Origin of the sequence: Stenotrophomonas sp. SMYL8, assembly GCF_036320065.1 — a bacterium.
Classification (GTDB): domain Bacteria; phylum Pseudomonadota; class Gammaproteobacteria; order Xanthomonadales; family Xanthomonadaceae; genus Stenotrophomonas; species Stenotrophomonas maltophilia_A.
In genome coordinates, this window is sequence record NZ_JAWIRR010000001.1 from 366,320 (window position 1) to 388,647 (window position 22,328).

Consider the following 22,328-nt stretch of genomic DNA (forward strand, 5'->3'; position numbering starts at 1 on the left):
GAACCAAGATGGATTTCATTCTTCTGGACTACACCACGCTGCGCGTGATCTGGTGGCTGCTGCTCGGCATCCTGCTGATCGGCTTCGCCGTGATGGATGGTTTCGACCTCGGCGTAGGCACCCTGCTGCCTTTCGTCGCCCGCACTGATGCCGAGCGCCGGCTGGTGATCAACACCATCGGCCCGGTCTGGGAAGGCAACCAGGTATGGCTGGTGCTTGGTGGCGGTGCGATCTTCGCCGCTTGGCCGCCGCTGTATGCGGTCAGCTTCTCCGGGTTCTACCTGGCGATGTTCGTGATCCTGTTCGCCCTGATCCTGCGCCCGGTCGGCTTCAAGTTCCGCAGCAAGATGCCCAGCGAGCGCTGGCGCAACACCTGGGACTGGGCGCTGTTCATCGGCGGCTTCATCCCGGCGCTGATCATGGGCGTGGCGGTGGGCAACGTGGTGCTGGGCGTGCCGTTCCACTTCGATGACAGCATGCGCATCTTCTACACCGGCTCGTTCTTCGGCCTGCTGATGCCCTTTGCGCTGCTGGCCGGCCTGCTCAGCGTGTCGATGCTGGTCGCCCACGGTGCCGCCATGCTGGTGATCAAGACCGACGGCCCGGTGGCCGAGCGTGCAGCCCGCTTCGGCAGCATCGCGGCGATCATCGCCTTCGTGCTGTTCGCCGTCGGTGGCGCCTGGGTGGCATTTGGCCTGCCGGGTTACCAGATCACCTCGCAGGTGGTCACCGATGGCGCCACCAATCCGCTGCTGAAGGCGGCCGAACTCGGTGCCGCCGGTGGCTGGATGCGCAACTACAGCACGATGCCTGCCACGATCCTGGCCCCGCTGCTGGGCCTGGCCGGCCTGCTGGCCAGTGCGGTGCTGCTGCGGGCCCGTCGCGGTGGCCTGGCCTTCATCGCCTCCGGTGCGGCCATCGCCGGCATCATCCTGACCGTCGGCTTCGCCATCTTCCCGTTCCTGCTGCCGTCCTCGAGCCAGCCCACTTCCAGCCTGACCGTGTGGGATGCCTCGTCCAGCCACCTGACCCTGTGGATCATGCTGCTGGCCACGGCGGTGTTCCTGCCGATCATCCTCGCCTACACCACCTGGGTGTATCGCGTGCTGAAGGGCAAGACCACCACCGATGAGATGGGCAACAACCCGAACGCATATTGATTGCTTGCACGTGTGCCGACCAACGGTCGGCACCTACCCGGAATGAAGGAGACTGATCATGTGGTATTTCGCCTGGATTCTCGGCGCCGGCCTCGCCTCGACGGTGGCCATCCTCAATGGCATGTGGTTCGAAGCCCGCGAGCAGAACCGCATCGAGAAAGAAAATCGTCGCTGAGCTGTAAAAAAACCTTGCCGCCTTGGCCTTCACACGGTATCTTAGGCGGCTCCTTCGGGGTGTAGCTCAGTCTGGTAGAGCGCTACGTTCGGGACGTAGAGGTCGCAGGTTCGAATCCTGTCTCCCCGACCACTCAAGTGGTCGCATTGAAGCCTGGTGAAGTCGTCCAGGCTTTTTTGTTCCCTGAAGTGGTACTGCTTCGGCAGTGTGAAGAAAACAGCATTCACCCCTTGCCGCCATCGGGGTGAATCGCTAGAATAGGCGGCTCCCTTCGGGGTGTAGCTCAGTCTGGTAGAGCGCTACGTTCGGGACGTAGAGGTCGCAGGTTCGAATCCTGTCTCCCCGACCACTTCGGTGGTCACCAAGAAGCCTGGAAGACATCACTGTCCTCCGGGTTTTTTTGTATCAAGCGCCAGGCCGCCCGCGTGACGGGACCTTGCCGCGCAGCGCACGTACAATGGCCGCGCTGCCGGCCCTCCTGCAGCCCCCCCACCTGCCGCTTCGGCGTAGACCGATGCCGGCGCTGCATGCCGTTGCTGCGGCGTGCGACACCTGCAAGGACCACCGATGAGTTCCTCCCCTTCCGATTCGCCGTCGCTGCTGCACGGTCGTGTCCTCGCGTTTGCCGCGATCCTGCTGGCAGCGGTCAACCTGCGCACTGCGGTCACCTCGATCACCCCGCTGCTGGACGTGCTCGGCCAGCAGTTCGGCTTCGGCACCACCATGACCGGCGTGCTGGGCATGCTGCCGACCGCCTCGTTCGCGCTGTTCGGCGTGGCCACGCCGGCATTGGCGCGGCGCCTGGGCCTGGAACGCACCACGCTGCTGGCGATGGTGATGGCGATGGCCGGCCTGCTGCTGCGTTCCAGCGCCGGCAACGTCGGCACGCTGCTGCTCGGTTCGGTGGTTGCACTGGCCGGCATGGGCATCGGCAACGTGGTGGTGCCGCCGCTGGTGAAGCGCTATTTCGCCAACAAGGTTGGCACCATGAGCACGCTGTACATCAGCGTGCTGCAGCTGGGCACGATGCTGCCGGCGCTGCTGGCAGTGCCGGTGGCGAATGCTGCGGGCTGGCGCGTGTCGCTGGGCATGTGGGCGCTGCTGGCGCTGGCCGCCGCCCTGCCGTGGCTGCTGCTGGCCAGGCGCGCACCGAAGCCGCAGGCCGACGCCACCGATCCCACCGCACAGCCGCACGGCAAGGTCTGGCGCACGTCGCTGGGCTGGAGCATGACGCTCATGTTCGGCATGACCTCGCTGATGACCTATTCGATGTTCACCTGGCTGCCGCGCATCGTGGTCGAGGCCGGTGGCACGCCCGCGTTCGGCGGCGTGATGGTCGCCGTGTTCTCGGCACTGGGCCTGCTGCCGTCGCTGGTCATTCCGTCGATGGCGGTGCGCCTGCAGAACCCGTTCCCGCTGGTGCTGATCGGTTTCTTCTCGTTCGTGATCGCCTTCACCGGCCTGCTTGTGGCCCCGATGAAGGCGCCGCTGCTGTGGGCCTGCCTGCTCGGCGTCGGTCCGTCCACCTTCCCGCTGGCGCTGACCCTGATCAACCTGCGCACCCGCACCCCCACCGGCTCGGCCGCGCTGTCCGGGTTCATGCAGGGCGTGGGCTACAGCTTCAGCTGCCTGGGGCCGTTCCTGGTCGGCTGGCTGCACACCGTCAGCGACGGCTGGACGATCCCATTCAGCTTCCTGTTCGGCTGCGCCACCCTGATGCTGTGCGCCTCCTGGGTGGCCTGCAAGCCGCGCAAGCTGGAAGACCTCTGGTAAGCCACGTGGGGCCTCGCAACCGGCCCCACCTACCGCTCGTCAGCCCGTCTGCGCATTTTGACGCCGGGCTGACAATTCCGGGCGGATAGTGCCCACGAATGCCCATCCTTGCCGCGTGCCGGCATCGGGCATGGGGGCGGCAGCGCCGCCCAGGCCACCACTCGGTGTGCGGGGGACTCTCGTTTCAGACAAGACATTGCAGGTCGCTGTCCTGGTTTCGCCCATCCCTGCTGGATGGGAGTTCGCGAGGGGAGTGACGCAGGCCACGGCCATCCCAAAATCTGGCATGTGATGTGCGTCACATTTTTCAGGTTGTCTGGTTCGGAAGCCAAGGGGGTCCCCAATGGTTGTCCACCGCCGGCTGGCGCTCTGCGTCGGCCTTGCCTGTACCGCCCTGGCCTGGGCCAGCAGCGCTGCCCCGCCTGACCGCGAGGCGGCCCTGGCCGAGATCGGCCGCTACCGCGACCAGGCCCGTTGGCTGGATGCGCTCGGCGCGATCGAGCGCGCCAGCCAGCAGCAGCCCAACGACGACCTGCTGTTCAAGCTGCGCGTGCTGACCCTGGGCGACATCGGCAATGCCTGGCGCGCCTGGGAGCTGTACCAGCAGCGCCCGCAACTGTTCGACGCTGCTCAGAAGCAACGCATCGAAGGCGACTACCTGGCCAAGCTGGTGGTCTGGAACCTGGCCTACAGCAGCAGCGAAGACAGCCGGCTGGAAGAAGCCGAATCGACCCTGGCGCGCATGCAGCGCTATCTGGGCAGCGAAGGCACCCCACCTGTGCAGGCGCCATTGCGCATCCGCATGGACCGGCTGATCCTGCTCAACCGGCTGGGCCGCCATGCGCAGGTGCGAGAGGAAGCCCGCGCACTGCAGGCTGAAGGCCATGCCCTGCCCGACTATGTTCTGCCTGCGGTCGGCGATTCGCTGATGGGCACGCTGCATCCGGAAGAAGCCATTCCGGTGCTGCAGGCGGCCGTCGCAGGCGATCCGACGCGCGACGCCTCGCATTCGGAACTGGCTTACGCCTACCTGGAAAGCGAGCAGCAGGAAAAGGCCGTCGACCTGCTGCAGGCGTGGCGCGACAAGGAACCTGCCTGGCGCTGGAGCAACGGCAAGTCGCCGTATCCAAACTGGTCGCGCTACGAAGCCGACCTCAACCTGGCGATGGTGCGCGCCTACAGCGGTGACCTGCCCACCGCGCAGCGCGATCTGGAATCGATGGTCGACATCGCACCGGGCAACGGCGGCCTGCAGAGCGCGCTGGGCAGCATGTACATGATGCGCGGCTGGCCACGCAGGGCGCTGCAACGGCAACAGATGGCGCATGCGCTGGACCCGCGCGACATCGAGCCACGGCTGGGCATGCAGGAAGCCTACGTCGCCCTGCAACGCGATGACCTGGCGCGACCGCTGCACGACGATCTGGTCGCGCGCTACCCCACCCAGCCCGCCGTCGAACGCATGGACCAGGCCTGGCGCGCGCACCGCGGTTGGCAGCTGAAGGCATGGACCGACATCGGACGCAGTTCCGGCGGTGGTGGCACCTCGCCACTGGGCAACGACGACCGCCGCTATGGCATGGAAGTCCAGACACCCGTACTCGACGATCGCTGGCGGCTGTTCGCCTTCGCCGACCGGCGCTCGGTCGATTTCCAGGACCAGCGCATCGACCCGCTGTGGCTGGGCGCGGGCGTACGCTACCGATTCGGCCGTCTGGATGCGGAAGCTGCAGTGCTGCGCGCCAACGACCACATCGGTGATACCGGCCTGCGCGTCGGCGCGGGCTGGCAGTTCAACGACTACTGGCATGCCGGACTGACCGCCGCACGCAATGATCCGGATGCATCAATGCAGGCGCGCGTGGCCGGCATCACTGCCGACAGCGTCAGCGCGCAGGTCGACTACCGGCGCAGCGAACGCACGCACTGGATGTTCGGCGCCAGCCGCTTCCGCTACGACGATGGCAACCATCGCGAACTGTTCAGCACCAGCGTCGAGCAGCGGCTACTGACACGCCCACGGTGGCTGATCGATAGCCTGGGCAGTGCCTACACCAGTCGCGGCAGCCGTGATGATGCTCCCTACTTCAACCCGAAGCGTGATCGCATGGTCGAGATCGGCCTGCGCATCGACCAGCAGTTGTGGCGCCACTACGAACGCCACTTCCGCCACCGGCTGACCGTCTCGCTGGGCGATTACTGGCAGGAGGGCTTCGGCAGTGCACTGGTGCCGTCGGTGTCATACATGCACGAGTGGCAGCTGGGCCAGGGCCGCGTGTTCGAGTATGGCGTGCGCTGGTCGCGGCCGGTCTACGACGGCCATCGCGAACGCCATATCGGCTTCGAAGCCGCACTGCGCTGGGGAGACTGACATGACCCGCATCCTGCGCCTGATCGTGCTCCTGCTGCTGTCGGCTGCGCCGCCGGCCTTCGCGCAGCAGGCCCTGCATCTCGATGCGATCGACAACGGCCTGCTGATCCTCAGCTACCACGACATCCGCGACCAGGTCGCAGCCAAGGGGGATGCCGATACCTATGCGGTGAACACGCAGAACTTCGCCGCCCATCTGGACTGGCTGGGGGCACACGGTTACCACCCGGTGTCGCTGTCGCAGGTGATCGACGCCTCCCTGGGGCGCGCCACGCTGCCACCGAAACCGGTACTGCTGACCTTCGATGACGGCCTGCGCAGCGTCTACGACAAGGCCTTCCCGTTGCTGCAGGCTTACCGCTATCCGGCGCTGGTGGCGGTGATCACCGACTACGTGGACATGGCACCTGGCCGCACCATCGACTATGGCTACCGGCCGTTCGGCCGCGACGACTTCATCACCTGGGCACAGCTGAAGCAGATGCACGACAGCGGCCTGATCGAAGTGGCCAGCCATACCGACGACCTGCACCACGGGGTGCTCGCCAACCCACAGGGGAACTCCACCCCGGCTGTCGTGACCCGCGTTTACAACCCCGCCACGCGCAGCTATGAGAGCGAGACGCAGTACGCGCAACGCCTGCGCGCCGATCTCTCGCGCAGCGTGCAGCGCATCGAGCAGCATCTGGGCGTGCGCCCGCGCGCCATCGTCTGGCCATACGCGGCCTACAACCAGTTGAGCAACGACATCGCCGAGCAGCTGGGCATGCCGGTGTCCTTCGATCTGGAGGGCCGCAGCACGCCGGTGGCCAGCGACCTGCATGGCCTGGCGCGCTTCCTGGTCAGCGACAACCCGACCGTGGAAGGACTGGCCTACGAGCTGCGCCGCGACGTCGCACTCGATGGCATCCGTGCCCTGCAGATCGACCTGGATGATGTCTACGACCCCGAGCCCGCACAGCAGGCGCGCAATCTGGATGCACTGATCGAGCGGGTCAAGCGCATCGCACCGACGCACGTCTACCTGCAGGCGTTCGCCGATCCGGACGGCAACAACACCGCCGATGCACTGTACTTCCCCAACCGCCACATGCCGATGCGCGCGGACCTGTTCAGTCGCGTCGCCTGGCAGCTGAAATCGCGCGCGGGGGTGAAGGTCTACGCATGGCTGCCGGTGCTCGGCTTCGAGCTGCCCGACCCCGTGCAGCGCAAGGCACTGGCGATCCACAACGGCGATGCCGACGGCATGTACCGGCTGGACTTCACCAATCCCCAGGCGCGCCAGGTCATGCTCGACCTCTACGAGGATCTGGCGGTCAACTCCTACTTCGAGGGCCTGCTGTTCCATGACGATGGCTACCTGCGCGATACCGAGCTGCCCACGCTGGCACCCGGCGATGGGGGCAGCGCACGCACGCAGGCGTTGATCGACTTCACCCTGGCGCTGCGCAACAGCGCGCAGCGCTGGCGGCCGAAGCTGGCCACGGTGCGCAACCTGTACGCGGAGCCGGTGCTGCGCCCGCAGAGCGAAGCCTGGTTCGCGCAGCGCCTGGACCTGTTCAACAAGGCCTACGACCAGACCGCACTGATGGCGATGCCGTGGATGGAAGGCAGCAGGCATCCGGAGCGCTGGCTCGACCAGCTGCTGGCCGCGGTGCGTGCACATGACCCACAGCTGCAGCACACCCTGTTCGAACTGCAGACCGTCGATTGGCGCAGCGGGCAACCGATTCCCGCCGAGCGACTGCGCGCGCAGATCCGCCAGTTGCAGGCGCAGGGCGTGCACCACTTCGCCTGGTACCCGGACGACTTCATCGCCGACCAGCCCTCCACCCGCGATGCCCGCGCGGCAATGTCCGCCGGCAACTTCCCGTACCCGGAGAAGTGACATGGACATGCATCCGTTGCTGCAGGTCCTGTTCCAGTTCGCCTTCTACTACCCGATGGTGATGGCATTCTTCTGGATGTCGGGCGGCCTGTATTACTACTTCCGGCGCGAACGCCATTCGCGCCCACGCAACGACCCGCCGCTGATGGTCGATCCACCGTTCGCGAGCCTGCTGATTCCCTGCCACAACGAGTCGGCAAACCTCGACGACACACTCGGCGCGGCGCTGGCCCAGCGCTACCCGGCCGACTATGAGGTGATCGCCATCGACGACGGCAGCAGCGACGACACGGGTGCGCGGCTGGACGCCCTGGCGGCAAAGCACCCACGGCTGCGCGTGCTGCACCTGGACCGCAACCTCGGCAAGGCCAATGCGCTGCGCATGGGGGCGCTCGCCGCACGCTCGGAATACCTGGTGTGCATCGACGGCGACGCGATGCTGGAAGAACACGCGCTGCACTGGATGATCTGGCACCTGGTCAGCGGCAACCGGGTCGGCGCGGTCACCGGCAACCCGCGCATCCGCAACCGCTCCACCCTGCTCGGACGCCTGCAGGTGGCCGAGTTCTCCTCGATCATCGGCATGATCAAGCGCGCGCAGCGGGTGTACGGGCGCATCTTCACCATCTCCGGCGTGATCGCCGGCTTCCGCCGCACCGCCCTGCACCAGGTCGGCTGGTGGTCCGATGACATGGTGACCGAAGACATCGACATCAGCTGGCGCCTGCAGCGCGCGCACTGGGACATCCGCTACGAACCCAACGCACTATGCTTCATCCTGATGCCGGAAACCCTGAAGGGGCTGTGGCGGCAGCGGCTGCGCTGGGCCCAGGGCGGCGTGGAGGTGATGCTGCGCCACGCCCGCTCGCTGCTGCACTGGAAGGAGCGGCGCATGTGGGGCGTACTGCTGGAGTACGTGCTCAGCGTGATCTGGGCTTACACCATGTTGTTCATCGTGGTGCTGTGGGCGCTGGGCAAGTTCATCGAACTGCCCCCGCAACTGCATATCGCCAGCCTGCTGCCGGAGTGGCATGGCGTGATCCTGGCCCTGGTCTGCCTGCTGCAGTTCGCCAGCAGCCTGATCATCGACCGTCGTTACGAAACACAGATTGGACGCAACTACTTCTGGGTCATCTGGTACCCGATGGCGTACTGGTTGATCAGCCTTTCCACCACCCTGGTGGCGTTGCCGAAAACCCTGCTGCGCCGTCGCAGCAAGCGCGCCACCTGGACCAGTCCCGATCGGGGGATCCGATGAACGCACAACGCCCGTCCAACCGCTTCGACTCGCGGATGATCCGCAAGCCGCATCGCCAACCACGCTTCCAACGCACCGCCTGGGGCTTCGTCACCCTCGCGTTCTGGGGGTTCTACTTCTACCTGTGGGCCCCACTGGTCACCCTGGTGTCGTGGCTGGTCGGCGGCCAGCTGGCCTGGCAGCAGCTGTACGAACGGCAAAGCCAGTTCGACCCCTATGTGCTGGTGGCGTTGCCGCTGATGCTGCTGTGCGCCAGCGTACTGCTGATCGGCTGGGCCGAGTACAACCGCGCGCGCTTCCGCGGCCACGACCGGCGCCTGCCGCGGCCGCTGGCCAGCCTCAACGAAGTGGCCGCCGACCTGGGGGCCAGCACCGGGCTGGCCGAGCGCCTGCTGGGCTGCAAGGCCGCCACGCTGCACATGGACGATCACGCGCGGCCGATCGGCATCCGCCGCGAGGTGGTGTAGCCCTGCTGCACGGTAGATGCCGACCTCAGTCGGCGCTTGGGCCTGGTGGGTGCCGACCTTGGTCGGCACCGGGGTCTACCGCGAAGAGCATCCACGCATGGCGTGGATCTATTTGCGGGTCTGCCCTTCACCGCGCACGACAAATCGTTCGACGGTGAGTGCCTCCAGCCCCATCGGGCCGTACGCGTGCAGGCGCGTGGTGGAGATGCCGATCTCGCTGCCCAGGCCCAGCTGGCCGCCGTCGGAGAAACGCGAGGACGCATTGACCATCACCACCGCCGAGCGCAGCGCAGTGACGAAGCGCTCGGCGTTGCCCGCGTCTTCGGTGGCGATCACTTCGGTATGGTCGGAGGTGTAGGCACGGATGTGCGCAATGGCAGCGTCGAGATCGTCAACCACGCGTACCGCCAGCACCAGATCAAGGAACTCGGCGGCATAGTCGTCTTCAGTGGCCAACATGCTGCCCGGCAGCAGCGGCTGCGCCTGCGCATCGGCGCGCAGCTGCACGCCGCGCTCGCCGAGCGCCTGCGCCACGCGGGGCAGGAACGCTTCGGCCACCTCGCGGTGCACCAGCAGCGTTTCCAGCGAGTTGCAGGCTGCAGGGCGGCTGCACTTGCCATCCACCAGCAGGTCAATGGCCTTGCCGAGGTCGGCGCTGGCATCCACGAACAGATGGCACACGCCCTTGTAATGCTTGATCACCGGCACCCGCGCATGCTCGGCGACGAAGCGGATCAGGCCTTCGCCGCCACGCGGAATGGCCAGGTCGATCAGCTCATGCAACTGCAGCAGTCCCAGCATCGCTTCGCGGCGCAGGTCGGTCAGCACGGTCACCGCAGCCGGCGGTACGCCGTTGGCCTTCAATGCGCCGGACAGCGCCTGGGCGATGGCGGTGTTGGAGTGGATCGCCTCGGAACCGCCGCGCAGGATCACGCCATTGCCGGCCTTCAGGCACAGCGCGGCCGCTTCGGCGGTCACGTTCGGGCGGGCTTCGTAGATCATCGCGATCACGCCCAGCGGCACGCGCACCTTCTGCACCCGGATGCCGTTTGGACGCACATCGTCGCGGGTGATCTGGCCGACCGGATCGGGCAGCGCGGCGACCTCACGCACGGCTTCGGCCATCGCGAACAGGCGTGCCGGGTCCAGCGCCAAGCGGTCGAGCATGGCACTGCCAACGCCCTTGTCGCGCGCGGCGGCGAGGTCACGCGCATTGCCGGCCAGGATCAGCCCGGCATTCACTTCCAGTGCCTGGGCCATCGCCAGCAGCAGCGTGCGGCGCGCCGCACTGTCGAGGCCGGCAACGATCTGGGCCGCGTCACGGCAGGCACGCGCCTGCGCTTCGATTTCGCTCATCGGGGTGTCCTTCAAACCGGTCATGGCAGCACCAGATCGTCGCGATGGACGACACTGCCACCGTAGTTGTAGCCCAGCACGGCCTCGATGTCGCGCGAATGGCGACCGGCGATCCGGCGCACATCATCGGCGGCGTACTGGCTGACACCGCGGGCGATGCAGACACGGCCCTGTGGTGCATTCCAGCACACCTGCACCATATCGCCACGCCGGAACGTGCCCTCCGCACCGGTGATGCCACCGGGCAGCAACGAGGCGCCCTTCTCGCGCATGGCCTGTGCCGCACCGGCATCGATCACGATCGCGCCTTCGGTCAGCGGTGCATGCCGCAGCCAGTGCTTGCGGGCCGCCTCGCGGCTGCGCGCGGCGTGGATGCGGGTGCCGAACAGGCGGTCCTGCGCCAGTGCACGCACCACGTCGCTGCTGCGGCCGTTGAAAAGGTAGGTCTCGATGCCGAGACGACCCGCCTTGGCCGCCGCCTCAAGCTTGGTCCGCATGCCGCCGGTACCGGCGCGCGACCCTGCGCCGCCGGCCATCGCCAGCACCTCGTCACTCAGTTCCGGCACGTCGTGCAGTGGCCGCGCATCGGCCACGGTGCGCGGGTCCGCGCTGTACAGGCCGTCGATGTCGGTGGCAATGAACAGTGCATCGGCATCGACCAGCGCGGCCACGGTGGCAGCCAGGTTGTCGTTGTCGCCGAGCTTGAGTTCGTCCACCGACACGGTGTCGTTCTCGTTGACCACCGGCAACGCGCCCAGCCGCAGCAACTCATTGAGCGTGGCGCGTGCGTTGAGGTAGCGGCGGCGGTTGCGCAGGTCGTCGTGGGTCAGCAGCACCTGCGCCACGGGGCGCTCGAAGAAGCGCTGCCAGAGCCCGATCAGCTGCGCCTGACCGAGCGCAGCCAGCGCCTGCCGCGCTGCCATCGCTGCGCCCGGCTCATCGGCCCGCGGCAGGATCGCGCGCCCCGCCGCAACCGCACCGGAGGAGACGATCACCACCTCACGCCCGGCCAGTACATTGGCCGACACGAACTGTGCCAGGCCCAGCGCGTGGCGAGGTGACAGGCCGCCGCCATCGGCAGCCAGCAGGCTGCTGCCGACCTTCAGCACCGCACGCCGCCACGGCGGCAGCGCTTGTTCGGGGAACGGCGAGGCGACGTGGGCAGCGTGCTGGATCATCGGTCAGGCTCTCAGCGGGTGTTCCATTCGTGCACGGTCAGCGCGGAGGCCTGCATCGTCACCAGCGGATCGGTGGCGGCGATGGCCTGCGCCTGCGCCAGGCTGTCCACGTTGCACAGCACATAGGCGCCACCGCTGCCATCGGCAAAACCGCCGGTCAGCTGCAGCTTGCCCTGTGCCTGCAACGCATCGAGAAAGTCACGGTGCGGCTGCACGGCGGCGGCGTTGAAATCGGGCCGGCGCATGGCCAGCACCAGGTAGACGGTGCCGGCCATCAGGACAGCGCCTGCCAGCGCGCGTGCAGTTCGTCCAGGCGCAGGTCGGCGGCCGAACCCGGCGATACGCGTGCGGCCAGGCTGCCTTCCGGAGTACGCCCCTGCCCTGCGCTGTCGGCACCGGCGGCAGCAGCCTTGTAGGCCTCGCGGAACGGCACGCCGGCCACCGCCGCTTCCACCGCCACGTCGGTGGCGTACATGCCCGAGTCGATTGCCGCGCGAACCTTGTCGTCGCGCCATTCCAGGTTGGCCAGCAGCGCCGGCAGCAGTTCCAGCGCCGACAGGCCGCGACCGAAGCCGTGGAAGATGGCGCCCTTGGACGACTGCAGGTCGCGGTGATAGCCCGACGGCAGCGACAGCAGCTGCTCGATCTCGGTACGCGCGGCGGCGACGCTGGCGTGGGTCGCGCGCATCAGCTCGATCACGTCCGGATTGCGCTTGTTGGGCATGATCGAACTGCCGGTGGTGTACTGCGCCGGCAGCGCGACGAAGCCGAACTCGGCGCTGGTGAACAGCGACAGGTCCCAGGCAATGCGGCGCAGGTCCAGCGTGGCGCCGCCCAGCGCTTCCAGCGCGGCCAGTTCGAACTTGCCGCGCGACAGCTGCGCGTAGATCGGCGAGACCTGCATGCGGGCGAAACCGAGCGCGGCCGTGGTGTGCTCACGGTCCAGCGGCAGGTTCACACCGTAGCCGGCAGCCGTGCCAAGCGGATTGGCGTCGACCAGCGCATGGGTGTCGCGCGCGCGGATGGCGTTGTCGATGAAGGCCTCGGCCCAGCCGGCCCACCACATGCCGGCCGAGGACACCACGGCACGCTGGATGTGGGTGTAGCCGGGGATCGGCAGATCCTTCTCGGCCTGCGCACGGTCCAGCGCGACCTTGGCAACCTCGGCGCTGAGCTGGGCCACACGCTGCAGCTTCTCCTTCAGCCAGAGGCGGGTGGCGACCAGGATCTGGTCATTGCGGCTGCGGCCGGTGTGGATCTTGCGGCCGGCATCGCCGAGGCGTTCGGTCAAGCGCGCTTCGATCGCCGAATGACCATCTTCGTACTGCGTGTCCAGCACGAAGCGGCCTTCGCGGAAGTCCTGCGCCAGCACGTCGAGCTCGCGCAGCAGGCCGGCCAGTTCATCGGCGCTGAGGATGCCGATGTGCTGCAGACCCTGTGCATGCGCGGCGCTGGCGGCGATGTCGTGCAGGAAGAATTCGCGATCGAGGATCACGTCATCGCCGGCGAGGAAGGTCTGGATCTGGGCGTCGACGGCGACGCCGGGCTTCTGCCAAAGAAGGTCTGCCATGGGGGCTCCGGAATACGTGTTCAGTGCGGGATCGACGTCAGTTCGTCGATGCCCAGCGCGAGGTTGAGGTTCTGCATGGCCTGGGTGGCCGCGCCCTTGAGCAGGTTGTCCAGGGTCGCCACCACCACCACCCGCTTGCCGCCCGGGGCCAGGGTGAAGCCACCGACCTGCGCACCGTGGCGGCCGGCGATGCGGCTGACCCACGGCGCTTCATCCACTACCTCGATCAGCGGTTCGCCCGCATAGGCCTGCTGGAAACGCTCGACGATCTGTTCGCGGGTCTGCACGCGGTTCAGCCACAGGTTGGCGGTGAGCGTGATGCCCCGGAAATGCGGCGCGACATGCGGCATGAATTCAACCGCCACGCCCAGCTGGACCGACACTTCACGCTCGTGCACGTGGTTGGTCAGCGCATAAGGCATCAGGTTGTCGGCGAGCAGTTCGACGTTGTTCTTGTCCGACGGCGTGGTGCCGGCGCCGGAATAGCCGGACACACCGAAGCACTGCGGCGGGCCGGCCAGAAGGTCCAGCAGCGGATGCACCGCCAGCTGCATCGCCGTGGCATAGCAGCCCGGGTTGCTGATGTGCTTCTGGCCGTTGTAGCGGCCTCGGGTCAGCTCCGGCAGGCCGTAGTACCAGCTGTTGTCGAAGCGGTAGTCGGCCGACAGGTCGACGATGACGGTGTCCGGCTTCGCCGCTTCCAGTGCGGCCACGAACGGTGCGGCCAGGCCGTTGGGCAGGGCCAGGATCACCGCGTCCACGCCCTTGGCGGCCACCGCGTCGGCGTCCAGATTCTCGTACTGCAGCTCGCCCTGGAACTCCGGATGGTGGTCGGACAGGCGCTGCCCGGCGCGTTCGCGCGAGGACACGAAGGCCAGCTTCAGCCGCGGATGTGCGGCCACCAGCTTGATCAGCTCGGCACCGGTATGGCCACGGGCGCCGACGATGCCCAGGGTGAAAGTCGAATCGTTCATGCGTGGCTGTCCAGGCGGTACTGCAGGTGGCGCTTCACGCCCTGCCATTCCGTATCGATGATGGAGAAGATGACGGTGTCGCGCGGCGTGCCGTCGGCGTGCCGCTTGTGGTTGCGCAGCACGCCGTCCTGCTTGGCGCCCAGGCGGGCGATGGCGGTGCGCGAGGTGAAGTTGAACCAGCTGGTTTCCAGCACCAGGCTGATGCAGCCCATGGTTTCGAAGGCGTGCTGCAGCAGCAACAGCTTGGTTTCGGTGTTGACGCCGGTACGCTGCACGCGCGGTGCATACCAGGTGTAACCCAGGCTGAGCTTGGGCACGCCAGCATCCAGGTCGTAGAAGCGGGTGGTACCCACGATGTCACCCGCCGCATCGAGGATCACGAACGGCAGCACCTTGCCTTCTGCCTGTGCCTGCAGCGCGGCCTGCACATAGTGCTCGACCCGCTCCGGCGAAGGCACCTGGGTGTACCAGAGCTGGTCCAGGCCGCTGCCCTCCACGGCGGCGCGCAGGCCAGGCACATGCTCGGGCTGCAGCGGCTGCAGTGTCACGTGCTGGCCGCGCAGGGTGGGAATCGTAGTCCAGTGATCGGAATGGTCCATCATTCAGCCCTGCAGGCTCGGTGCGCGCTGGGCGCAGTGGTCGACATAGGTGCTGATCCGGTCGATGCCATCGGCGCCGTACCAGAACACCTTCCAATGGCCCTGCTTGTAGCAGCCATCGGATTCAGCATAGTAGAAGTGATTGATCGGGTTGCCATTGCGCGAACGCCAGAACAGCTGCGGCGTTTCATCCCGCATCACGTTCCACACCGCGCGGCCGAGGCCTTCACCCTGTGCATCATCGAGCACGGCGAACTTGTCCAGGTACACGCCCTCGGCTTCGTCAGTGAGGATCACCGCGGTGCGGTAGTTCTCGCTGACATAGGCGCGCAGCAGCTTGGTCTTCTGGAAATAGTCAGGCACCAGCGTGCGGCCGAAGCTGGATTCGATCAGGCCCTTCAGCCGTGGCAGGTCCAGCTCGTTCCACGCGGTGGCGCGCAGCACCTTCTCGCCCTTGCGCACCAGCGTGCCCGAGCCCTTGTGGGTGAACAGTTCCTTGGCCAGGTCAGCCGGGCGCGTGATGGACACCGACGATTCCAGCGGCAGGCGGTCGAGCAGATCCTTGATCTGTTCGATCTTCACCTTCATGCCACCGTGGATCCACGGCTGCGCGATCAGGTGGTCGTACTCGGTGGACAGGTTGATCGAATCGATCACGCTGCCCTGCTCGTCCAGCAGGCCGCCGGTGCCGGTCAGGAAAATGATCTTGTACGGCTGCAGCTCCTGCACCAGCTCGTTGGCGGCGAAGTCGGCGTTGACGTTGAGGATCTGGCCACCAGCGGTTTCGCCCAGGCTGGTGATGACCGGGATCGAGCCGGCGCGCAGGCTGGCCTCGATCGGCGCCAGGTTGACCTTCTTCACCTCGCCGACCAGGCCGTAGGTGTCCACGCCCAGGTACTCGGCTTCGAACACGCCGCCGGTGATCGAGGTGGCACGCGCGCCGTTCTGCTGCAGGGCTTCGACCAGGCGCAGGTTGGACTGCTGGAACACCCGGCGCACGATCGCCAGTGCCTCCGGCGAGGTCACGCGCAGACCGTTGACGGTCTGCTTTTCGATGCCGGCGGCCGACAGCTCGGCATCCAGCTGCGGGCCGGCGCCGTGCAGCACGATCGGGGTCAGGCCGACTTCCTGCAGGAACGACAGCGAAGAGGTCAGCGCGTCGAGATCGTCGCGCAGCACCGCGCCGCCGACCTTGACCACGGCAAAGCGCTTGGCGTCCAGCTGCGAGAAGCGCTTGAGGTACTGGCTGATCTCCTTCGCGCTGGCCATGCTGGAAAGCAGGCGCACGATGGTCTGGCGGGTCTGGCGGTGGGGCTGGAGGGCAGGAGACATTTCGGTTTCGTCACAGGCGGCGGTCGCCGCGTTGCAGTTCCACCCGGCCAGGGCCGGGCGGCGTTGTAGAGTCGATCAGGCGCCGGCGGCGATGATGCGGTGCACGGCGTCGGTGTAGCGCTGCAGCTGCTCCAGCGTCACGAACTCATCGGCGGTGTGGGCCTGGGCGATGTCACCCGGGCCGAACACCAGCGTGGTGTAGCCGCCGGCCGAGAACAGCGAGGCTTCGGTCCAGAAGTCCACCGCGTTGCCGATCGGCAGTTCCAGCGCATCGGCCACGTCGCGTGCCAGCAGGCGGCGGTTCTCGGCCTCGGCGATGTCACCGGCCGGCAGGCTGGGGCCACGGAAGGTTTCGGTGAACAGTGCCGCTTCCGGTTCGGCAAAACCGGCGAAGGTCGCCAACAGGCCATCGATGTCCATCGACGGCAGCGGACGGAACCCGAACCGCACTTCGGCGGCCGGCGCGATCATGTTGGCCTTGATGCCACCTTCCACGCGACCGATGTTGAAGCGCAGGCCGGTCAGCCCGCCGAAGCGCGCCGAGGACAGCGATTCCACATGGTCCAATGCGCGGTTGCCCCAACGCATGGCCTGATGCAGCGCACTGGCGGCCGCATCCTGCTTGCCCGACGCGTGCCCGGCGCGGCCGGCGAACTGCATCAGCACCGAACTGATGCCACGGTGCGCCAGCACCGCTTCGCTCATGGTCGGCTCCGCCACCAGCACCGCTTCATATGGCAGGCCACGGGCCAGGAACGCGGCGATGCAGCGCGGATCGTTGGCTTCTTCGTCGCTGGAGAACAGGAACGCGGCATCGCCATCACTGGCGTTGGCCGCGGCCACCAGTGCAGCGGCGGCACCCTTGATGTCACACACGCCCAGGCCGATCACACGATCTTCCAGGCGGCGCATCACGTGCGGGTCGGCACTCCAGTGCGGCGAATCCGGCACGGTATCCAGATGCACGTTGAACAGGTACTTCGGCGTACCACGCACGGCGTACAGGCTGACCGCACCGGCACCGTGGTCGATCACCTCGACGTTGAAGCCGGGCAGGTTCGCGCGCAGGTAATCGAAGATGCCACCGGTGGTGATCGCACGCGGCGGGTTGCGGGTGTCGAAGGACACCAGGGCCTGCAGATTCGAGATCGTCTGTTCAAGCATGTGTCTGAATATCCGTAGGGTTCGAAATCGGTAGTGCCGGCCGCTGGCCGGCTCCGCAATGATCCAGCCGTGCCACGAGCCGGCCCCCCGCCCGCACAACCCACCAGCGCCCTGGCGGCGCGCCCCCCCCCCCCAACCCCCCCCCCCCCCCCCCCCCGCCCCCCCCCCCCCGCCACTACCCTCCATCGACGTTGCGAGGCGCCGGCCAGCGGCCGGCACCCCGTCACAGGTCAACCACGATTGACCTGCGCATAGACAGTGGAGCTCATGCCGAACAGCTTGATGAAGCCCTCGGCCTCCTCCACGCCCCAGTCGGCCGACTGCGCGTAGGTGGCGCCCTTGGTGTTGAGCAGGTGCGGCGACTTCACCGCCACTGCATCGACGCGGCCGCCGCGGGTTTCCAGCACCACTTCGCCGTTGACCTTGGCCTGCGAGGACTTCAGGAAGGCCTCGATGTCGGTCTTCAGCGGGTCGTGGTAGAAGCCTTCGTAGACCAGCTCCACCCACTTGCGCGCCACGTCCGGCTTGAAGCGGTTCTGCTGCTTGGTCAGCACGGCATCTTCCAGCGCGCGGTGCGCGGCCAGCAGCGACACCAGGCCCGGGGCCTCGAACACGATGCGACCCTTCAGGCCGATCACGGTGTCGCCGGTGTAGACACCGCGGCCAACGCCGTACGGGGCGAACAGCTTGTTGAGCTGGGCCAGGATCTGGTCGCCCGGCAACGCCTTGCCGTTCAGTTCGACGGCTTCGCCCTCGACGAACTTCAGGGTCACGTTCAGCGCCTGCTCCGGCCACTCGCTGCGCGGTGCGCACCAGCCACGGGCGCCCTCGCCCGGAGCTTCCCAACGGTCGATCTCGCCGCCGGACATGGTCAGGCCCAGCAGATTCTCGTTGATGGTGTAGGCCTGCTGCTTGGCACGCACGCCGAAGCCGCGCTCTTCCAGGTACTTCTGCTCGTAGGCGCGGGTCTGGGTGTGTTCCTTCTGGATCTCGCGGATCGGCGCGATGATCTGGTAGTCACCCAGGGCCTTCACGGCCAGGTCGAAGCGGACCTGATCGTTGCCCATGCCGGTGCAGCCATGGGCGATGATGTTGGTACCCAGTTCGGCGGCACGCTTCAGCGCGGCATCGACGATCAGGTAGCGGTCCGAGACCAGCAGCGGGTACTGGCCCTGGTAGCCCTCACCGGCCCACACGAACGGCTTGACGAAGCCTTCCCAGATGGCCGGGCCACCGTTGACGGTAACGTGGCTGGCCACGCCCAGTTCGGCGGCGCGCTTCTCGATGAAATCGCGCTCTTCATCATCCACGCCGCCGGTGTCGGCGAACACGGTGTGCACGTTGTAGCCGCGCTCCTGCAGGTACGGCACGCAGAAGCTGGTATCCAGGCCGCCGGAGAAGGCGAGAACGACATCTTTGTTGCTCATGGGGATCAGGTCCACTTGGGGGATGGGAATTCGGTAGAGCCGACCGCTGGTCGGCTGAAATGTTGGATGCGCCGCTGCGGGAGCAGCCGACCAACGGTCGGCTCTACCCCTTGTTTGATTCAGCGCCCGGCAACCGCCGCCATGATCGCCTTCTGCACATGCAGGCGGTTCTCGGCTTCGTTGATGGCGATGCACTGCGGCGAATCCATCACCGCATCGGTGGCCTTCACGTTGCGGCGCAGCGGCAGGCAGTGGCTGAACACACCGTTGTTGGTCAGCGCCATCTTCCGCTCGTCCACGATGAAGTGCTTGAACTGGTCGCGGATCGGCTTTTCCGGTTCCCAGTTGCCGAAGAACGGCAGCGCGCCCCAGCTCTTGGCGTAGACCACGTCGGCACCGGCGTAGGCGCTGTCGATGTCATGGCTGATCTTCAGCGAGCCGCCGCTCTCGGCCACGTTCTGCTCGGCCCAGCCCATGTAGCGGTCGTCGAGGATGTAGTCGGCGGTCGGGCACAGCAGGGTCACGTCCATGCCCATGCGGGTGGCGATGGTCAGTGCCGAATTGGCGACTGCGGTGTTCAGCGGCTTGGGGTGGTAGGTCCAGGTCAGCACGTACTTCTTGCCGCGCAGGTCCTGGGTGCCGAAGTGCTCCTGCAGGGCCATGATGTGGGCCAGCTCCTGGCACGGGTGGGTGATGGTCTCCATGTTGATGACCGGCACCGGCGAGTACTTGGCGAAGCTGTTGAGGACGATGTCCTGGCGGTCGTAGGCCCAGTCGATGAACTTGGGGAATGCGCGCACAGCGATGATGTCGCAGTAACGGCCCAGCACCTTGGCCACTTCAGCGATGTGCTCTTCGGTATCGCCGTCCATCACCGTGCCGAGGTTGAACTCGATCGGCCACGCATCCTTGCCCGGCTGCAGCACCACCGCGTGGGCACCCAGCTGGAACGCACCCAGTTCAAAGCTGGTGCGGGTGCGCATGGACGGATTGAAGAACACCAGCGCGATCGACTTGCCCTTGAGCTGGTCGCCGAGCTTGTTGCGCTTGAACAGCGCGGCCTGGGTCAGCAGCGCGTCGAGCTCGCTGCGGCTCCAGTCCTGGGTGTTCAGGAAGTGCTTGGGGGACATCATCTTTCCTTGCGTGGCGGCGCCGGGTTCGACGCGGTGGAAGGGAAAACAGGAAGCAAAGGTGGAACGAAAAGGTTGCAGTTGCAGCTTTCATGACGCGGAAACGAAAAAACCCAGCCGGCGGGCTGGGTTTTTTTCGGACGAACAGCAAAAAGCTCCGGTTACCCAGCGAGGATGTGGGGTTCCGGTCGACGCGCACGCGAGGTCATGCCCGACGCCTGTCGGGCTGCGCTGCTGTCGTGCTGGAAGTCGGTGAGCTTCATGGTCGGCCATCTTTGCATGCGGCCGGGGCCGACGCAAGGGGCCGGGGTCGCAGAATCATGGATTGCCGGCGGCGCCCTGCTCGGGGCCGACCCAGGGGGTGATCGACACCCGGATCTTGAGCCGGTTGCCGGGGTCTTCCGGCAGCCGCGAGCGGTACTTGGTGCCCTTGTAGACGTAGTCCACGTCGTAGGCGATGGGCCGGCGGAATTCACGTCCCACCGGCACGATGCGACAGTCGCGGGTCAGCATCGGACCATTGTTGGCCGGTGCCGGCGCCGGGGCCGGTGACTCGGCGGCGGTGTCCTCGGAGACCTCTTCATCGCTGCGCTTGAACATCGAGCGTACCGAGTCCCAGAAGCGGCTGATCCGGCCCTTGTCCTCGACCGGCTCCTCACCAGTGACATTGACCGGCGCCAGGGTCCGGGTCGAGACCGGCTCGCAGTGTTCTTCGGTACGGGTCGCGCGCAGGGTCTGGAACACGGGTTCGACGTTCAGTACCTGCGCGTAGTCGAACTTCACGTTCTCCACGATCACCACCCGGTTGCGGGGCTCGGCCTCCTGCGCCTGGGCCACGGCGGCCAGCGCCGACAGGCAGGCCAGGGTCAGCAACGCGGTGGATTTCATTGGCGAAGGGAGCAAGGACACGGCAATAGTGTAGGCAGTGGCGAGCGCAAGGGGCTGAACATTACCCGTCCACGCTGCTCCTGCCCACCCCACCCTGGTTGGACCCGGCGTCCACCGGTGGCAGGCGGTGCCCCCAAAGGGGGCCGACACGTTCTAAAATCACAGGCTTGTCCCCCAGCCACAGCCCCATGACCCTGCGCCTGCACAACAACCTGACTCGCCAGCTCGAACCGTTCACCCCGCTCGACCCGGCCTGTCCGACCCTGTATGTGTGCGGCCCGACGGTCTACAACTACGTGCACATCGGCAACGCCCGTGGCCCGGTAGTGTTCGGGGTGCTGGCCGATCTGCTGCGACGCCGTTTCGGTGGCCTGCGCTACGCGCGCAACATCACCGACGTGGACGACAAGATCAATAACGCCGCGCGTGAGCAGGGCGTGCCGATCAGCACCATCACCGACAGGTTCGCCGCCGCCTACCGTGAAGACATGGCCGCGCTGGGCGTGGTGCCGCCGGACATCGAGCCGGAAGTGACCGCACACATCCCGCAGATCATCACCATGATCGAGCAGCTGATCGCCAATGGTCATGCCTACGCCGCCGAAGGCCACGTGCTGTTCGCGGTAGCCAGCTTCGAAGGCTATGGCAAGCTCTCGCGCCGCGACCCGGAAGAGATGCTGGCCGGCGCCCGAGTCGACGTGGCCCCGTACAAGCGCGACCCGGGCGATTTCGTGCTGTGGAAGCCGTCCAGCGACGACCTCCCTGGCTGGGAGTCTCCCTGGGGCCGTGGCCGCCCGGGCTGGCATATCGAATGCTCGGCGATGGCCGCCGCCCACCTGGGCGAGACCATCGACATCCATGCCGGCGGCGTCGACCTGCAGTTCCCGCACCACGAGAACGAGCTTGCGCAGAGCGAATGCGCCCACGGCGGCAAGATCTTCGCCCGCTTCTGGCTGCACAACGGCATGCTCAACTTCGGCGGCGCCAAGATGAGCAAGTCGCTGGGCAACATCGAACGCGTGCACGACCTGGTCCGCCAGCACCCGCCGGAAGCGCTGCGCCTGGCCCTGCTGTCGGCCCACTACCGGCAGCCGCTGGACTGGTCCGATGGCCTCATCGAGCAATCGGTGCGCACCCTGGACCGCCTGTACGGCACGCTGCGCGAGCTGGCGTCGGTCGAGGCGGTCGTGGCGATCCCAGCCACGGTCGAGGCGACTCTTGATGACGACCTGAACACCCCGCAGGCACTGGCCGAAGTGGCCCGCATCGCCGCAGATGCACGCCGGGCCACCGACCCGGCCGAACAGGCGCGCCTGAAGGGCGAACTGCTCGGTGCCGGCCTGGCCCTGGGCCTGCTGCAGGCCGATCCAGCGCAGTGGTTCGGCACCGCGGCCAGCGATGATGGCGAAGATGCCCGCATCCAGGGCCTGATCGACGAGCGTGCCGCCGCCAAGCAGGCACGCGACTTCGCCCGTTCCGACGCCATCCGCGACCAGCTGGCCGCCGAAGGCATCGTGCTGGAAGACACCCCGCAGGGCGTGCGCTGGTCGCGCAAGCGCGGCTGACCCACCCTGCCCCGTGGCCGGTCCGCCGGCCACGCTCCACTGTAGAGACTGTT

19 protein-coding genes and 2 tRNA genes are annotated in these 22,328 nt (G+C 66.9%); 10 read left to right on the top strand and 11 right to left on the bottom strand.

From position 1 onward, the window contains the following. Positions 1-8: 8 nt before the first annotated feature. From cydB to pgaD, 9 genes are all read left to right on the top strand, one after another. Positions 9-1,160 (top strand): cytochrome d ubiquinol oxidase subunit II, encoded by a 1,152-nt coding sequence (gene cydB, locus V3B25_RS01830; RefSeq protein ID WP_262082727.1) that lies wholly within the window; start codon positions 9-11, stop codon positions 1,158-1,160. Positions 1,161-1,218: 58 nt separating this feature from the next. After that, entirely contained in the window at positions 1,219-1,335 is a 117-nt protein-coding gene (cydX, locus tag V3B25_RS01835) for a cytochrome bd-I oxidase subunit CydX (RefSeq protein WP_005410354.1), read from the top strand. Positions 1,336-1,390: 55 nt separating this feature from the next. Next, a tRNA-Pro gene (locus V3B25_RS01840) sits at positions 1,391-1,467 on the top strand. A gap of 140 nt (positions 1,468-1,607) precedes the next feature. After that, positions 1,608-1,684, top strand: a tRNA-Pro gene (locus tag V3B25_RS01845). A 218-nt stretch (positions 1,685-1,902) separates the two neighbouring features. After that, entirely contained in the window at positions 1,903-3,108 is a 1,206-nt protein-coding gene (locus V3B25_RS01850) for an MFS transporter (protein ID WP_032129410.1), read from the top strand. 343 nt (positions 3,109-3,451) lie between these two features. Beyond that, positions 3,452-5,479, top strand: a complete 2,028-nt coding sequence (gene pgaA, locus V3B25_RS01855; RefSeq protein ID WP_329809907.1) for a poly-beta-1,6 N-acetyl-D-glucosamine export porin PgaA — start codon at positions 3,452-3,454, stop codon at positions 5,477-5,479. 1 nt (position 5,480) lies between these two features. Further along, the gene (gene pgaB, locus V3B25_RS01860) at positions 5,481-7,367 is read left to right on the top strand and encodes a poly-beta-1,6-N-acetyl-D-glucosamine N-deacetylase PgaB (RefSeq protein ID WP_329809908.1); all 1,887 of its coding nucleotides are present in this window, start codon (positions 5,481-5,483) and stop codon (positions 7,365-7,367) included. Position 7,368: 1 nt separating this feature from the next. Further along, positions 7,369-8,625 carry a poly-beta-1,6-N-acetyl-D-glucosamine synthase gene (gene pgaC, locus V3B25_RS01865; protein WP_010486660.1) on the top strand — a complete coding sequence of 419 codons (1,257 nt, stop codon included), beginning with the start codon at positions 7,369-7,371 and terminating at the stop codon, positions 8,623-8,625. Then, positions 8,622-9,092 carry a poly-beta-1,6-N-acetyl-D-glucosamine biosynthesis protein PgaD gene (gene pgaD, locus V3B25_RS01870; protein ID WP_032129407.1) on the top strand — a complete coding sequence of 157 codons (471 nt, stop codon included), beginning with the start codon at positions 8,622-8,624 and terminating at the stop codon, positions 9,090-9,092. Before pgaC ends, pgaD begins: the two co-directional genes overlap by 4 nt. Before the next feature lie 108 nt (positions 9,093-9,200). Here pgaD and V3B25_RS01875 read toward each other — a convergent pair whose 3' ends face one another. From V3B25_RS01875 to V3B25_RS01925, 11 genes are all read right to left on the bottom strand, one after another. Continuing rightward, the gene (locus V3B25_RS01875; protein WP_049423951.1) at positions 9,201-10,472 is read right to left on the bottom strand and encodes a glutamate-5-semialdehyde dehydrogenase; all 1,272 of its coding nucleotides are present in this window, start codon (positions 10,470-10,472) and stop codon (positions 9,201-9,203) included. After that, on the bottom strand, positions 10,469-11,626 hold the full coding sequence (proB, locus tag V3B25_RS01880) for a glutamate 5-kinase (RefSeq protein ID WP_049423949.1): 1,158 nt from the start codon (positions 11,624-11,626) through the stop codon (positions 10,469-10,471). Before proB ends, V3B25_RS01875 begins: the two co-directional genes overlap by 4 nt. Before the next feature lie 11 nt (positions 11,627-11,637). Beyond that, the gene (locus V3B25_RS01885) at positions 11,638-11,901 is read right to left on the bottom strand and encodes a YciI family protein (protein WP_329809909.1); all 264 of its coding nucleotides are present in this window, start codon (positions 11,899-11,901) and stop codon (positions 11,638-11,640) included. After that, a complete protein-coding gene (gene argH, locus V3B25_RS01890) occupies positions 11,901-13,196 on the bottom strand; it encodes an argininosuccinate lyase (RefSeq protein ID WP_049423947.1) in 1,296 nt (431 codons plus the stop codon). The genes V3B25_RS01885 and argH overlap by 1 nt, the downstream gene beginning before the upstream one ends. A 20-nt stretch (positions 13,197-13,216) precedes the next feature. Next, positions 13,217-14,170 (bottom strand): N-acetyl-gamma-glutamyl-phosphate reductase, encoded by a 954-nt coding sequence (argC, locus tag V3B25_RS01895; RefSeq protein WP_032129402.1) that lies wholly within the window; start codon positions 14,168-14,170, stop codon positions 13,217-13,219. Further along, on the bottom strand, positions 14,167-14,769 hold the full coding sequence (locus V3B25_RS01900) for a GNAT family protein (protein WP_049401159.1): 603 nt from the start codon (positions 14,767-14,769) through the stop codon (positions 14,167-14,169). The genes argC and V3B25_RS01900 overlap by 4 nt, the downstream gene beginning before the upstream one ends. 3 nt (positions 14,770-14,772) lie before the next feature. Continuing rightward, positions 14,773-16,101 (bottom strand): acetylglutamate kinase, encoded by a 1,329-nt coding sequence (locus V3B25_RS01905; protein ID WP_049423943.1) that lies wholly within the window; start codon positions 16,099-16,101, stop codon positions 14,773-14,775. Positions 16,102-16,176: 75 nt separating this feature from the next. After that, positions 16,177-17,265, bottom strand: a complete 1,089-nt coding sequence (locus V3B25_RS01910; RefSeq protein ID WP_329809910.1) for an acetylornithine deacetylase — start codon at positions 17,263-17,265, stop codon at positions 16,177-16,179. Positions 17,266-17,495: 230 nt separating this feature from the next. Beyond that, positions 17,496-18,692 (bottom strand): argininosuccinate synthase, encoded by a 1,197-nt coding sequence (locus V3B25_RS01915; protein WP_049401153.1) that lies wholly within the window; start codon positions 18,690-18,692, stop codon positions 17,496-17,498. Between the two features lie 119 nt (positions 18,693-18,811). Next, the gene (locus V3B25_RS01920) at positions 18,812-19,822 is read right to left on the bottom strand and encodes an N-acetylornithine carbamoyltransferase (protein ID WP_032129398.1); all 1,011 of its coding nucleotides are present in this window, start codon (positions 19,820-19,822) and stop codon (positions 18,812-18,814) included. A gap of 318 nt (positions 19,823-20,140) precedes the next feature. Further along, entirely contained in the window at positions 20,141-20,710 is a 570-nt protein-coding gene (locus tag V3B25_RS01925) for a hypothetical protein (protein WP_032129397.1), read from the bottom strand. Positions 20,711-20,898: 188 nt separating this feature from the next. On the opposite strand from V3B25_RS01925, the gene cysS reads away from it, so the two are divergent. Next, positions 20,899-22,275 (top strand): cysteine--tRNA ligase, encoded by a 1,377-nt coding sequence (gene cysS / locus V3B25_RS01930; RefSeq protein WP_032129396.1) that lies wholly within the window; start codon positions 20,899-20,901, stop codon positions 22,273-22,275. Positions 22,276-22,328 lie beyond the last annotated feature (53 nt).